At 54.8% G+C, this 13977-nt stretch carries 15 protein-coding genes, 1 pseudogene and 1 riboswitch; of the genes and pseudogenes, 4 read left to right on the forward strand and 12 right to left on the reverse strand.

Annotated features, from left to right (window positions below; genetic code table 11):
• The 4 genes and pseudogenes from IGQ15_RS02270 to IGQ15_RS02285 all read right to left on the reverse strand — a co-directional run.
• A pseudogene (locus tag IGQ15_RS02270) lies at nucleotides 1-220 on the reverse strand (hypothetical protein); the annotation flags it as partial.
• A complete protein-coding gene (locus IGQ15_RS02275; protein WP_297048260.1) occupies nucleotides 204-827 on the reverse strand; it encodes a response regulator in 624 nt (207 codons plus the stop codon). The pseudogene IGQ15_RS02270 and the gene IGQ15_RS02275, both read right to left, overlap by 17 nt.
• A 118-nt stretch (nucleotides 828-945) precedes the next feature.
• Nucleotides 946-1854, reverse strand: coding sequence for a MoxR family ATPase (locus IGQ15_RS02280; RefSeq protein WP_297048262.1), 909 nt, complete (start codon nucleotides 1852-1854; stop codon nucleotides 946-948).
• Entirely contained in the window at nucleotides 1847-2794 is a 948-nt protein-coding gene (locus IGQ15_RS02285; RefSeq protein WP_297048264.1) for a bifunctional riboflavin kinase/FAD synthetase, read from the reverse strand. Before IGQ15_RS02285 ends, IGQ15_RS02280 begins: the two co-directional genes overlap by 8 nt.
• A 113-nt stretch (nucleotides 2795-2907) precedes the next feature.
• Nucleotides 2908-3046, forward strand: a riboswitch (cyclic di-AMP (ydaO/yuaA leader).
• Between the two features lie 87 nt (nucleotides 3047-3133).
• Between IGQ15_RS02285 and IGQ15_RS02290 the strand changes: the two genes are divergently transcribed.
• Nucleotides 3134-4483, forward strand: coding sequence for an SLC13 family permease (locus tag IGQ15_RS02290; RefSeq protein ID WP_297048266.1), 1350 nt, complete (start codon nucleotides 3134-3136; stop codon nucleotides 4481-4483).
• Between the two features lie 17 nt (nucleotides 4484-4500).
• Here the strand turns inward: IGQ15_RS02290 and IGQ15_RS02295 are convergent, their stop codons facing one another.
• From IGQ15_RS02295 to IGQ15_RS02320, 6 genes are all read right to left on the reverse strand, one after another.
• Nucleotides 4501-4746, reverse strand: coding sequence for a 2Fe-2S iron-sulfur cluster binding domain-containing protein (locus IGQ15_RS02295; RefSeq protein WP_297048267.1), 246 nt, complete (start codon nucleotides 4744-4746; stop codon nucleotides 4501-4503).
• On the reverse strand, nucleotides 4743-5738 hold the full coding sequence (locus IGQ15_RS02300; RefSeq protein ID WP_297048269.1) for an aspartate carbamoyltransferase catalytic subunit: 996 nt from the start codon (nucleotides 5736-5738) through the stop codon (nucleotides 4743-4745). The genes IGQ15_RS02295 and IGQ15_RS02300 overlap by 4 nt, the downstream gene beginning before the upstream one ends.
• The gene (locus IGQ15_RS02305; protein WP_297048271.1) at nucleotides 5735-6253 is read right to left on the reverse strand and encodes a phosphoribosyltransferase family protein; all 519 of its coding nucleotides are present in this window, start codon (nucleotides 6251-6253) and stop codon (nucleotides 5735-5737) included. The genes IGQ15_RS02300 and IGQ15_RS02305 overlap by 4 nt, the downstream gene beginning before the upstream one ends.
• Nucleotides 6254-6258: 5 nt before the next feature.
• Nucleotides 6259-7194: a phytoene synthase gene (locus tag IGQ15_RS02310; RefSeq protein WP_297048273.1), complete on the reverse strand. Its 936-nt coding sequence runs from the start codon at nucleotides 7192-7194 to the stop codon at nucleotides 6259-6261.
• Nucleotides 7178-8611 carry a 15-cis-phytoene desaturase gene (gene pds, locus IGQ15_RS02315; protein ID WP_297048275.1) on the reverse strand — a complete coding sequence of 478 codons (1434 nt, stop codon included), beginning with the start codon at nucleotides 8609-8611 and terminating at the stop codon, nucleotides 7178-7180. Before pds ends, IGQ15_RS02310 begins: the two co-directional genes overlap by 17 nt.
• A 97-nt stretch (nucleotides 8612-8708) precedes the next feature.
• Nucleotides 8709-9344 carry a chorismate lyase gene (locus IGQ15_RS02320; RefSeq protein ID WP_297048277.1) on the reverse strand — a complete coding sequence of 212 codons (636 nt, stop codon included), beginning with the start codon at nucleotides 9342-9344 and terminating at the stop codon, nucleotides 8709-8711.
• A gap of 127 nt (nucleotides 9345-9471) precedes the next feature.
• Here IGQ15_RS02320 and IGQ15_RS02325 point away from each other — a divergent pair, with 127 nt between their 5' ends.
• The 3 genes from IGQ15_RS02325 (at nucleotide 9472) to IGQ15_RS02335 (ending at nucleotide 12785) form a co-directional block, all read left to right on the forward strand.
• Nucleotides 9472-10128 (forward strand): Mo-dependent nitrogenase C-terminal domain-containing protein, encoded by a 657-nt coding sequence (locus tag IGQ15_RS02325; RefSeq protein ID WP_297048278.1) that lies wholly within the window; start codon nucleotides 9472-9474, stop codon nucleotides 10126-10128.
• Nucleotides 10129-10147: 19 nt separating this feature from the next.
• Nucleotides 10148-11470: a 30S ribosomal protein S12 methylthiotransferase RimO gene (gene rimO, locus IGQ15_RS02330; protein ID WP_297048280.1), complete on the forward strand. Its 1323-nt coding sequence runs from the start codon at nucleotides 10148-10150 to the stop codon at nucleotides 11468-11470.
• 76 nt (nucleotides 11471-11546) lie between these two features.
• Entirely contained in the window at nucleotides 11547-12785 is a 1239-nt protein-coding gene (locus tag IGQ15_RS02335; protein WP_297048282.1) for a HAMP domain-containing sensor histidine kinase, read from the forward strand.
• Here the strand turns inward: IGQ15_RS02335 and IGQ15_RS02340 are convergent.
• Together IGQ15_RS02340 and IGQ15_RS02345 are read right to left on the reverse strand one after the other, a co-directional pair.
• A complete protein-coding gene (locus IGQ15_RS02340; RefSeq protein WP_297048284.1) occupies nucleotides 12755-13609 on the reverse strand; it encodes a DNA-formamidopyrimidine glycosylase in 855 nt (284 codons plus the stop codon). The two genes, IGQ15_RS02335 and IGQ15_RS02340, sit on opposite strands and share 31 nt — an antisense overlap.
• An 11-nt stretch (nucleotides 13610-13620) precedes the next feature.
• Nucleotides 13621-13851: a photosystem I reaction center subunit IV gene (locus tag IGQ15_RS02345; RefSeq protein ID WP_011057407.1), complete on the reverse strand. Its 231-nt coding sequence runs from the start codon at nucleotides 13849-13851 to the stop codon at nucleotides 13621-13623.
• Between the last annotated feature and the right edge of the window lie 126 nt (nucleotides 13852-13977).

Below are 13977 nucleotides of genomic sequence, written 5' to 3' on the forward strand. Positions count from 1 at the left end.
CATTCACCAAATGCTCAGTGGCGCCTAGCAACCAATAACAGCGCATCTCAATCCGACCATGACCCCCTTCAACGGTTTCATAAAACTCGTGGTCAACGTCTTTGACGTCTGTCTGTCGTGCCCACTCAAACACTTGTTGCACATCCGCCTTGGCCTGACCGTAGTCCTCAATCTCGACCCAGGTTTCTGCACCACATAGGGGTTTAATAACTTGAGCCACGATAGCGACGGCGACGCTGCCCTTCATCCTCTCCCTTTGGAGTTGGAGCTGTGTCGGCAACGGTACTAATGCCCCGATATTGGGTATTAGGTGTGGCGGGTGGGGCGGCCAGAGGCGGCGGCGGGGGTGCTGTTGGGGTCGGGACTGGTGTGGGTGCCGTTAAGCGACTGAGGCTCTCCATCAGAGCATCCTGCTGAATCGGTAGGGCATCGAGGATCTCCAACACGCGAGTCAAATGAGAGACGGCCGTGGCAATGAGACTCGACTCTTGAATCCCCGGCAAGAGATCCACAGCCCCCATACGCAAAGCCCAGCGCCGTTCCGCTGCACTAATTTGGGGATCGTGACCCGCCGTAATAACCACAGGTATCCCCGGCCAGCGAGACTGTGCCACCTGACAAAAGCGGTAGGGATTGGTGACCGTCATGCCCATATCCAACAGCAGCAATTGGGGCAACGCTAGGCCAGCCGCCTCCATGCCCTCTAGCACAGCAAGGATGTCAGCATCAAGGTTTTCCCAGGTGACCGTCAGGTTTTGACTACTGAGAATGTTGTGCCAAATTTCTCCCTGCCGTTGGAGGGCTTGTGTCATGAGTATCGTTGTCATAAACGCTTAAATCCTTCGACGGTTGCGAGGGCGATCGCGATGTTAAAAAGACTTAACACTACAATGACAGCTTGGCGATCGCAGAGATGTTCATAGAGAACAGTCGCGCCCACTCTCCCTAGGGAACTGCTACCGTTTCCAACAATTCTGCCACACAGGCCCGCCCTGAGCGTCCTGCCGCTGTAATCAAACGATGAGCCAAGACGTGGGGAGCCAATTGCTTCACATCATCGGGGAGGACATAGTCACGGCCATTGAGAAAGGCCAAGGCCTGAGCTGTGCGCTGTAGCATCACGGTACCGCGAGGACTCACCCCCAAGGTAATACGATCGCTCTCGCGGCTCGCCCGCACCAGGGCAAGAATATATTTTTGCAACACTGAATCTACCCGCACCTGTAGCACTTGCTGCCGCAACTGTTGGATCCCCGCCAAGCTTAGGCACGGTTCCAGTTGATTGACATCTAAACCCCCCTGCACCCGTTGCAGCATTCGTAGCTCCTCTTCCTCGGTCGGGTAGCCCAAACTAAAACACAGGGCAAAGCGATCCAACTGGGCTTCGGGCAGCGGAAATGTGCCTTGGTATTCCACGGGGTTCTGGGTGGCAATGACAAAAAAAGGCTGGGGTAAGGGGTAGGTGACGCCATCAATGGTCACTTGGTACTCCTCCATTACCTCTAGGAGTGCCGATTGGGTGCGGGGTGTGGCGCGGTTAATTTCATCCACCAGCAGGATATTGCAAAAGACAGGACCGGGGCAAAACTCAAACTCCGCTGTTTTGGGATTCCAGATATTGGTGCCCGATAAATCGGTGGGCAGTAGGTCGGGTGTGGCTTGGATGCGCTGAAAGGTACCCGCCAGCGATCGCGCCAAGGCCTTGGCCAAGAGGGTTTTCCCCACCCCTGGCACATCCTCCAGCAAAACGTGTCCCCCCGCCAGCAACCCCACTAGCGTGAGTTCAATGGCGGCTTCTTTGCCCACCATGACCTGTCCAAGGTTATTGACCAGTCGCTCTAGGGGTTCACGCATAGGAGACAACTCGTTCGAGAAGATTAGCCGCTACTTGGCAATCAGCAGCAATTTGCGCCTGGAGGGCAGCCAAACTGGGAAAGCGTACCTCTGGGCGGATAAAGGCCTCTAGGTGGAGGGTGATCTCTTGATTGTAGAGATTCCCCTGCCAGTTGAATAGATGCACCTCTGTTGTCACTTGCCGACCCGTCAGCGTCGGTCGCATCCCAATATTCACCACCCCCAATTGCTCACTGCTGAACGCTGCCCCCGTAACGCGGCAGGCATAGACGCCATGGCGAGGCAATAATTTGTCTGGGGGGAGGGCTAGATTCGCCGTGGGAAATCCCAACTGCCGTCCCAACTGTTCCCCTTGAATCACGGTGCCGGTCAATTGGTAGGGGCGTCCCAAAAGCTCCCGTGCCAAAGCCACATCTCCCTCGGCGAGAGCAGCCCGTACTGCTGAGCTACTCACGCGATCGCTCCCCCGACAATAGGGGGGCACAATATGCACTGGAATGCCAAAGGCAGCACAGAGGGTGCGCAAGTCCTCCGCTGTCCCCGATCGCCCACGGCCAAAGCCAAAATTAAAACCAACACTCAACACCTTGGCCTGTAACTGTTGTACCAAAATCTGCTCAACAAACTCCAAGGGCGACAGTTGGGCAAGGGCATGGGTAAAGGGCAGGACAATCACCTGCTCAATGCCATACTGGTTTAAAAGGGCGCGTTTTTCCGCTTCTGGGGTCAGCAGCAGACGCTCCTCTCCCGTAAAAAATGCCTGGGGATGGGGCGAAAACGTAATCACTGACCGGTAACAGTCGGGAGGTGCTGCTTCAACGAGAGTACGGATAACCTCTTGATGCCCTCGATGGACACCGTCAAAATTGCCAAGGGCGATCGCCGTAGGAGTTTGCAAGGGTAGGCCGCTATTAAATTGACACAGAAAACATTTTGACACATTTAACCGAGGAGCAACACTCTGGGAAAGCTTTCATTAAGATTTTCTATTCATGTCATAGAAGAACTTCTCTTGAATCCTCCAAGAGGCCTATGCTACGTTGAGTAGCAATTTATTTTTTTGTGCCTAATCTAAGCCTTGGCAGCTTGGAACGGAGGAACCAACGAATCAGGGGCGCATTCTCCACCGAGAAAGGATACCACTGAATCCTAGCCCGTCAGCTAACTTCGTCGGCATTCAGTTGGAGACTGGCTGTTTTTCACAACTGCTCAGTGTTCCAGTGATTCGGTTTCGTGGGGTTGACCGAATTTGTTACCTTAGAAACTTTTAGGAAGCCCAATGCTGATTGAGCACTGGCATACATTCGCTGCTGGCACGATCTTCCTAGGCGTGACCCTCCTGATCATAACCGAGTGGATCAACATTACCATTGCGGCCTTTTTGGGCGCGATTCTTCTCGTTTTTCTCAACATTATGACCCTTGGGGAGGCCATTAGCTACATTGGCCGCAGTCACGGTACTCTCGCTCTCTTTTTCGGTGTCATGGTTCTGGTACGCGCCTTTGAACCGACCAATGTATTTGAGTATCTGGCAACCCAAATGGTGATCCTTGCCCGAGGTCAGGGAAAACGCCTGCTGCTGGGGATCGTGGCTCTGACAACCCCCATCTGTGCCGTACTGCCCAATGCCACGACAGTGATGCTCCTTGCCCCTCTGTTGCCCCCCATGGCCGCTGAAGTGGGGGTGGACTTTGTGCCGCTGATTATCTTGATGGTGATTGTCTCCAATAGCGCTGGCTTGCTGACCCTTGTCGGGGATCCAGCGACTTATATTGTCGGGGATGCCATTAATCTCAGCTTTGCCGATTATCTGCTGCGTCTCAGCTTGGGGGGGGTACTGGCGATCGCCGTCATTGTCTTTTGTCTGCCGGTTCTCTTTCGCCGCATTTGGCGCAAAGAACTCAACTCCCTCGACCACTTGCCCCACCCCAAAATTAATCATCCCCGCACGCTGGCCGTCGGCTGTGTGATCATCCTCTTTGTCCTCACCTTCTTTGTCATTGGTGATGGCATGGTCGTCAAAGTGGCTCCCCCTGCGGTCGCTTTAATGGGTGCGGCCCTTGCGCTCCTTTTGTCCCATCAAAGCAAAATTGATACCGTCACCCATATTCTGCGGGATGTGGACTGGGCCACCCTAATCTTCTTTATGAGTATTTTTGTGCTCATTGGCGGCTTGGAAAAAACAGGCATCATTGGTCAACTCTCCCACGTCCTTGGGATTCTCATTGGTCAAAATATCTTTTTTGGGTCGCTACTTCTACTATTTACAATTGGCATTCTCTCCAGCGTCATTCCCAACATCCCCTTGGTGGTGGCGATGGTGCCGCTGCTGAAAAAATATCTCGTAGATGTGGGGCTAGCGGGTTCAGAAATTCTGCACATCGGCTACGGCGGTGATTTACCAGCACAGGTGCTGCCCCTGTTCTATGCCATGATGCTAGGGGCAACCTTGGGGGGCAATGCCACGCTCGTTGGTGCTTCTGCCAACATTGTCGGTGCGGGTGTGGCCGAACTTCATGGCTGCCGTATTAGCTTCAAAACCTTTCTGCGCTATGGGGTACCCATTACGGCGTTGCAGTTGGGGGTTTCAGCACTCTTTCTAACTCTGCGCTTCCTCATTTGGCGCTAAAGGTTTGATTCCTGTGATCACCACGTGGGATCTCGAAAGACATAGGCAGTCATGTGGGTGCCATCCTCGCGATCGCTCGCGATCGTAGAGATACAAGCGCGAATTTCTTCGCCATCCTCCAGTTCCACGGTACAGACACCACACGTCCCCATACGACAGCCGGTGGGAATCTCCACCCCCGCTCGTGCAGCCACACTCAGCCAACCTTCACCTGCTTCCGCTTCCACAGACACCTGATCCGGCAGAAACGTCACCCTAATCATGGCTTGACTCCGTGGTACGTTCCCATCAAATAGAGTAACGCCATCCGTACCGCCACCCCACTGGTTACCTGCTGATTCACTAAACTGAACTGCGGATCATCCAGCAATGCCGAACTCAATTCGACGCCGCGATTCACCGGTCCCGGATGCAAGACCCGCACCTGCGGTCGGCACAGGCGCAGCCGCTCATGGGTGATGCCAAACTGCTGATGGTACTCCCGCAAACTGGGAATTAAGTGCTGATCCATGCGTTCCCGTTGCAGGCGCAGCGTCATCACAATATCGGCATCGGCAAGGGCGGGTTCCAGGGTCCAGTGGAGCGTTGCCCCATAGTCTGCAAATTCTGGTGGCAAGAGGGTGGGTGGTCCTGCCAAGTGAACATCGGCACCAGCGGTCTTCAGGCTATAGAGGTTCGATCGCGCCACACGGGAATGGCGAATATCGCCGACAATGGCAATTTTCTTCCCCTGCAGCAGGGCACAGCGGGGCTGACGCGGATCGTAGAGTTGGCAAAGGGTAAACAGATCGAGCAGGGCTTGGGAGGGATGCTCGTGCAAGCCATCACCGGCATTGAGAACCGCGACCTGACCACCAAGGCGATCCATTTCCGCCGCAATCGTATGGGGCACCCCCGACTGCTGATGGCGAATCACCATGAATTCTGCCCCCATCGCCCACAGGGTCTTAGCGGTATCGAGGATTGTTTCCCCTTTACTCAGCGCCGAGGTGCCGGGCGAAAAGTTGAGAATATCGGCAGAAAGACGCTTGGCCGCCAGTTCAAAGCTATTGCGTGTGCGCGTCGAGCTTTCAAAGAAAAGATTAGCAACCACCCGCGCTTGGAGGGTGGGGACTTTTTTGGTGCGACGATTCAGGACTTCCTGAAAACTCAGCGCTGTTTGCAGCACAATATCTAGCTCCGCCACTGTAAAGTCTTGGAGAGAGAGGATGTGGCGACGCTGCCATTGGAGGGGGGGAGTGAGGGTAGGCGTCATGGACAGGGGGTTAGGGTTTGAGCAAGATCAGCCGCTGTCAGTTGTTCATAGCGTTCAAAGGGTTGATGGATCCAAGGATTCTCGGGTAGGTAATGAACGTAGTAGTCCGGACGAATACAAGAGGCCGCTTTGTACCAGAGAACTGCAGTGCGCACTTCCTCCACCGCAAAGCCATATTTGACCTCCAGCCAGCGCAGGGTTTTCTGCAAGGAAACGCCAGAATCCACCAAATCATCCACTAAGAGGACATGACTGCCAAGGGTAGCAGTGGTCATGGTTAAGTCCCGCGCAAAGGTGATGCGACCGCGCTCTTGATGATTGACACCGCCATAGGAGGAGACCGCCAGAATCGCGAGGGGTTGATTAAACAAGCGGCTGAGAATGTCCCCTACCCGCAGCCCTCCCTTAGCCAAGCAGAGGATTTGATTGAACTGCCATCCCGACTCATAGATAGCGATCGCTAACTGTTCAATGGTGCGATGATACTCGTCCCAATCCACGTACAGATCTGCCATGGTGCCTAGAAGCTGGCCTTGAACCAAGAAATGGGGATAAACAGCAGCTTGCGCCAGTCAGAAACAAAGGCGCGCCGATTAAAGACATCGTAATCGTTGGCTTCGATGACATCAAGAATCTGGCGATAGAGCATTAGCGCTGACCACACGGGCCAACGGGCATCCCGCTCTAGGTAGGCAATCCCCACTTCGGCTTCCCGATAAAATTGCCGTGCCCGCTGAATTTGAAAGCGCATCAGTGCCCGCCAGCGATCGTCAATCACCCCCCGCTGCAAATCTTCTGCGGTGTAGTTAAAGGCAGCCAAGTCCTCTAGGGGCAGATAGATACGCCCCCGCCGCATATCTTCACCCACATCCCGCAGGATATTGGTGAGTTGATTGGCAATGCCAAGGGCAATGGCCTGATCCTTGAGGGTCCCTTTAGCCTGATAGGGATCCACCCAAGGGGAACACAGGCGATCGCTATAGGGGTCTCCCCCCATCACCTCAAGGGACATGAGGCCGACGGTACCAGCCACGCGATAGCAATAGAGTTCTAGTTCAGCAAAAGTTTCGTAGCGACTGCGGTGCAAGTCCATCCGCTGGCCAGCAATCATGTCCCGGAAGGGTTGGATGTCGAGGGGATAGTGTTCCAGCGTCGCCGTCAAGGCCAAGTCCATACCATCGTGGGGACGACCGGCAAAAATATCCTCAAGGCGGGCTTCCCACTCGTCGAGGGTGGCCATTGTTGTTGTTGCTGCTTGGGGGCCATCCACCAGTTCATCGGTGCGCCGACACCAGACGTAAATCGCCCAAATGGCGCGGCGCTTAGCAGGGGGCATCAACAGCGTGCCGAGGTAAAACGTCTTGGCGTAGGTGGCGGTTACCTGACGACACAGCTCGTAGGCTTCGTCGAGGGAAATCAGGGGAGGGACGTACTCGGCTCTAGGCAGTTGCAGCATTGGCGACAGTCTGAGTAGAGGGTTTGGGGGGCTGTGGGGCGTTGCTCTCTGCGAGCCGCTTCGCGATCGCCTGCGCTGTCAGCTTACCAGAAAGTACCGCACCTTCCATACTCCCTAGATAGGGCTGCATCGTGTAGCTCCCCGATAGGAAGAAGTTGGGAATGGGTGTGGCCTGATCCGGACGAAAGGCTTGGCGACCGGGGGTAGCTTTATAGACTGAGCGGGGGGTTTTCACCACCGCCGTTTTCAGCACTTTAGCAGGTTCCGGTAGGTGATTGGGGAAGAGTTTGGCCAGTTCCGCAAGGGTCGCCTCAACAATCTCCTCATCGCTGCGGCCAATCCACTCAGCGGCAGGGGCCAATACCAGCTCTAGCATTGACTTGTCGGGATCGGCATAGCCCTTGCAGGTTTCGCTCATATCGGCATAGACACTCAGCAGGGGCGATCGCGAGAAGAGCAGGTGATCTACCGTCGGCAATTTGCGATCAAACCAAATCTGGACGTTAATCACAGGGACGCCTTCGAGACCATGGAGTTTCTGGAAAAAGGGCAGGTCTTGCCACGGCTGCGGCAGCAGCAGTTTAATGGCATCCACCGACATCGCTGAGACATAGGCATCCGCTGTGACTTCAAAGCGCTGTTGTCCCTCGCGATCAGCCATGACAAAGGAGTGCACCGAGAGATCCGCATTGAGGACAATCTCCCGCAGCGCCACATTGGTGTGCACTTCACCGCCCCGCGCCGTCACATAATCCACCATGGGCTGACACAACCGTTCCGGCGGTGCCCCATCCAAGAAGGCAATTTTTGAGCCATAGCGTTCTCGCAGGAAGCGGTTCATCGCCGTCAGGGGAATCGTGGCCGAGACCTCATCGGGGTTCAGGAAGGTGAGTGCCTTTGAGGCCGCAATAAAAATGTCGGAGTTTACCCGCTCATCAATCCCTTGGCGTTGCAGCCATTCGAGGAGGGTGTACTTGTCCATCGCCTCGACGTATTGTTGGCCGCGCACGATTGCTGGCCATAGCCCCAAGGCAAAGCGGAATTTCTGCTCCCAGGTCAGCATATCGTTATTGCGCAAAATCGAGAGCAGCACATTGAAAGGCGAAGGAATATCGGGAACATCAAACCACGAGAGCACCCCCGGTTTTTCCGGTTGGTTAAAAATCAGGGCATGGCGTTTCCATTGCAGGCGATCGCTAATTCCCAATTCCGCTAGGAGTTGCAGCATATTGGGGTAGGCGCCAAAGAAGGCGTGCAAGCCCGTTTCTACCCAATCCCCATCGGCATCCTGCCATGCCGCCACCAAGCCTCCAAGGACATTGGCACGCTCAAACACAATGGGGGTATGTCCTGCATCCACTAGATACTTGGCGCAAGCTAAGCCCGCTAAGCCACCACCGGCAATTGCAACTCGCATGAATGACGCTACCCTAACTACGAAGATGAACGCAACCCCCTAGGGGGACAAAAAGCTGTTCATATTATATTTACAAAACGTTACGGAGACACCCGCTTTAGGCTAATGTTGGGGCTGAATTTGCCAAATAGGCCGTACTTCCCATCGGGCCAAGGTACCGGCAGAGGTAGGGGGAAAAGACTTCATAAATCAGCGTAATGGGACGGCGATCGTGCCAAAAGAGGTAATGGCGTCCCCAAAAAGGCCCCGCTTCGCCAAAGGCCGCCGCCAACGTTTCAGAATGCCCTAGATACACCGCCTGAATGTCGCGATAAAGCTCCACCTTGCGCTGGGCGAGGTTCGTCCAAATGGGCATGGCACGGTTTTGCAAATACTCATCCACATGGGCAGCTTCCCACCAAGAGGTGGCGTAGGCCAAACGTTGACCTGAAGCGGTGCGTAGCCACACTTGACGCCGCAGCCGAGGACCGGGAATCAGTTGCAGTTGTGCCGGGGCGCAATCGCTGGCATGGCCAATGGCGGACATATCGATCACGTCCACTTCCGTCGTTTCGCTGGTGAGCAGTTGCAAGTGGCGGGTGGGGGAGCCATCCCCGAGAATCAGGATTTGCCACGCAGGCGCTAAAAGATCATGGGGCAATCCTTGGGCGATCGCCGCCGCATCCCCCTGCCAAATGGGATCAAGGGCATACCAAGGGGTTGAGCAGGTGGAGGGCAACAGCGAAACAGTCAAGGACGTGACACAGTGCTTAACAAAACTTCGTCAATTGTAGCAAGGATTTTATCTATGGTTCAGGATGGCACGAAAGGCCCAGACCTAGAGTACAGTCGTAGTGAGCAGCAATCTTGGGGCAATCTCTATGGCAACCACCGCAGCATCTACCCTTGAACTGACACCGGAACAAACGGCCATTTGGATTAAGGGTCTCTTGAGCATTGCCTGCGCTGATGGTCACTTTGATCCCGAAGAGAAGCAACTGATTGCGAGCCTGATTCAAGAGGAAATTGCTCCAGAAATTGACATTGACCACTTCGCCCCCGTCACCCATGAAGAACTCATGGCAACCTTTGGCAGCGATCGCGCCCTTGCCGAGAATTTCCTGCGCACAGCCGTGATGGTGGCGCTTGCCAATGGCATTTACTCCCAATCGGAAGATGCTGAACTGCAACGCTTCTGCGGCGCCTTGGGATTGGAAATTGATGCCCTTGAGTCCTTAAAACATACCCTTGATGGTCAGCACGAGAGCAATGAACAAACCCTGCGCCTATTGGATCCCGTGCGCCACTGGCTGGATGGTTTAGAAGTCAAAGATGCCAAGGTGGCTCGCTTTCTCTGCCGCCTCATTCCCCCCCAATGCCCCTTTGAGCGCGACATTACCCTCTTTGGTCGCAAGATTGTCCACATTCCCCCCCTGTGTAAACTCAATCCCCTTTATGATCAATTAGTGGGGTTACGCTTCCGCTCGCTCACCTATTTGGCCGACGAGTGTGGTGAAGATATTACCCCCTACTGTTAGATGGTACTGACCCGTTTAGATGCCAAACCCAACCAAACCGAAAATTGCCTTTGCCCACCTTGGCTGTGATAAGAACCGCGTGGATACGGAGCACATGATTGGTCTCCTTGCGGCAGCGGGCTATGGGGTGGGTACCGATGAAACCGAGGCCGACTACGTCATTGTCAATACCTGTAGCTTTATCCAAGCTGCCCGCGAAGAGTCCGTGCGCACACTGGTGGAACTAGCGGAGGCCAATAAGAAGATTGTGATCACAGGCTGCTTAGCACAGCACTTTCAGGGGGAACTCTTGGCGGAGCTCCCCGAGGCGGTGGCCGTCGTCGGCAGTGGCGATTACCAGCACATTGTTGAGGTGATTGAGCGGGTAGAAACCGGCGAGCGGGTGCAGCAAATTAGTGCCGTGCCCACCTACATTGCCGATGAAACCGTTCCTCGCTACCGCACCACGCCAGAACCCGTGGCCTATCTGCGCATTGCCGAAGGCTGTGACTATCGCTGTGCCTTTTGTATCATTCCCCATTTGCGGGGCAACCAGCGATCGCGCTCCATTGAATCCATTGTCAGCGAAGCCCAGCAGTTAGCCGCTGAAGGTGTCCAAGAAATCATCATTGTTTCCCAAATTACGACCAACTACGGCCTGGATCGTTATGGCCAACCCCAACTGGCAGCACTGATTCGTGCCCTTGGCGCGGTGGATGTGCCTTGGATTCGCTTGCACTACGCCTATCCCACTGGGCTGACGCCTGAGGTAATTGCAGCGATGCGGGAAACTCCCAACATCTTGCCCTATCTCGATTTGCCGTTGCAGCATTCCCACCCAGATGTCCTGCGGGCGATGAATCGGCCTTGGCAAGCGGGGGTTAACGATCGCCTGATTGAGCGGCTACGGCGGGACTTACCCGAAGCAGTGATGCGCACGACCTTTATTGTGGGTTTTCCGGGTGAAACCGAGAGCCAGTTTGAACATCTTTGCCAGTTTGTGCAGCGGCATGAATTTGACCATGTAGGGGTTTTTACCTACTCCGCCGAGGAAGGGACTGCCGCCTATGATCTGCCAGATCAGATTCCAGAGGCGATCAAAATGGCGCGGCGCGATCGCCTGATGCAGCTGCAACAACCCATTGCCCAGCGCAAAAATGCCGCTGAAGTGGGCAAAACCGTACCTGTGCTCATTGAGCAGGAAAACCCGCAAACTGGCGAATTCATTGGGCGATCGCCCCGATTTGCCCCGGATGTCGATGGCGTTGTCTATGTCAAGGGAGCCGCCACCTTGGGTACGATTGTCCCCGTAGAAATCACCGCTGCCGATATTTACGATCTGTACGGCATCATCCCCGCCTAAGTTCGGTTTTACCCCTAGGCGAATCGGAAATGTTGGGGCTATGGTCAAAGCAGTTGGGGACGTTGCATCGGCTGCTATGAGACGCTCGCACTCTACCATTGATCGGTATGATACCCGTGCCGGCGATCGCTTTTGGCAGTGGCAAGCGGGGGTGGCTGCTCTAGAAAAATTATTGGCAGTCATGCATCCCAGTGAGGGCTTTTTAGTCTCCTTCCCCAGCCTCATCCTTCAAGAGTGTCCCCTAAAAACCTATGTCCTCATGCCCCAAGGGCGATCGCGGCCCTACCTGCCCCCTACAGACGCTAAACCTGTTTTGCCGTCAATGAACCTTTTGCCCGCAGCGCGGGAAGGCATGAGTCCCTTTTGCCTACTGCTGAGTCCAGAGGTGAATCTTTTGCTGGTTTATCAAGGGGAGCGAGGACTGCACTTTTCCTTTGCTCCTGAGGAAATTCACGCCTTTTGGCAGCAGTTGCGGCAGCAACTTCCCTTAGCCGATCTCCACCCCATTGATCAGTGGCTGACCAGTGTGGAGATGGTGCCCCCCAGCTATCGTTTGGTGAGTCAGTTTGGTCAATGGCTGCTGGACTATAGTCAACCGGCGGCCACGCCCCTGACTGTGACTGCTACCCCCACGGCTCCAGACATTAGCCTGCTTCAGGCCCTTTCCCACGAGGTGCGCACTCCCCTCACCACCATCAATACCTTTATCCAATTGCTACAACGGCAAGAGAATCTACCCCAGCGCACGTACCAGTATCTGCAAAAGATTGGTCAAGAGATTCAGGATCAAATCACCCGCTTTAATCTCCTGAGTGATGCCGCCGAAATCTTCACCAGTCCTAGCTCCAAACCCCTCCTTGCGTTTGGGCAGACCCACTTGGCGGAACTCTTTACGACCAACTTAGCTCGCTGGCAAAAACAGGCGGCGCGGCGGCAGGTCAAATTGGTTCTCGAGTATCCGCCCAATTTACCCGTTGTTCTCAGTGATCCAGCGTCTTTAGATCAGGTCTTGACTGGGTTAGTGGAATACTATAGCCAAACCCTTGCTCCAGAGAGTGAACTGCAATTGGTGGTGCAGCGGGCAGGACAGCACGTGAAGCTAGAACTGCGATCGCCCCAGTACAAACACCGCAGCGATCTGGCCGCCTTGGGGCATCTCCTCCTGTGGCATCCCGCGACTGGGCAACTGAGTCTCAACTTTCAGGCGGCAAAACTCCTGATTGAAGCAGTTGGTGCCAAGGTCATTCAACGGCGCGATCGCCAAGTGGGAGAAATTCTCACCCTTTACTTGCCTATTGCCGAAGAGAGTGGTTGACACCGAGGGCAATAGTGACTGGAGCGTCCTGCCAAGCGCAACCGTTCAATCCTTGTGCCACAGACACGGCAGGGCTCCCCTTTGCGAGCATAAACCCATGCTTGACCCCCATAGCGACCATTCACCCCCGTCGGAGTGACAAAGGTACGAATTGTTGTACCACCCGCTGCAATCGCTTCCCTCAGCACTTGGCGAATGACCTGATGGAGGTGAGCGATCTGCTCAATCGTTAGGGTGTAGGGGGGTAGGGCGGGGTGCAGACCACTCAAGAAAAGACTTTCATCGGCATAGATATTCCCCATACCCGCAACAACGGTTTGATCCAAGAGTGCCGTTTTCAGCGCGCGACGATAATGCACCAACCGCTCCGCCAAAAACCAAACTGTAAAGGCCTCACTCAGGGGTTCCGGTGCCAATCTGGCCAGTGTGGGAATCGCCTTTTCTGGGCGGCAGTGTGCAGGAATCCACCAACAGCGGCCAAAAGTCCGTTGATCCACAAAGCGAAGTTCTGCCCCCGTTGCGAAAAACCAGCGTACACGGGTATGGGGACAGGGGGGCTGGGGAGTCGTTAGCCACAACAATTGGCCACTCATGCGCAGATGAATGACGAGGCAACTGCCGTCATTTAGGGCAGCCCAAAGGTACTTGCCCCGCCGATGCCACTGTTGAATAGCGCGATCGCGCAGGTGATCAATAAAGGCTTGAGGCTCTTTAGGAAGCACAATAGAACGGGCTAGAAGCACCTCGACCCCCACAATGGGTTGCCCAAGGGTGACCCCCTCTAGCCCACGACGTACGGTTTCAACCTCCGGTAATTCCGGCACGGTCTCAAAAACTATTTACCTTTTTTGGGCGGAGCCACTTCTTGCACTTCGTGCAGCGCAAAGTTATTGGTGTTCACACCGCTGGCACTGCCGCTGTAGCCAGTGTAATTGACTTTGTCGAAGCGCACAATCACAGGATATTTGACGCCGGGGGTTTGATCCACAGAGGCGACAGTGCCCACTTCGTTGTACCAGTAGGATTCAGGGCGGAGAATCTTGACTTTAGAACCACGTTGCACCATGAGTTATCGTCCTAAAAATTTCTCAACGGCTACAGTTAGCCTACTATGACTACTACGGCTTGTTACGCTCGCTCCACAAAATTTCACAGAGCATCCCCTCTCAGGAACTCAGCAAAGAGCGGTTAT

It is taken from the genome of Thermosynechococcus sp. M98_K2018_005, from assembly GCF_015295825.1.
GTDB lineage: Bacteria > Cyanobacteriota > Cyanobacteriia > Thermosynechococcales > Thermosynechococcaceae > Thermosynechococcus.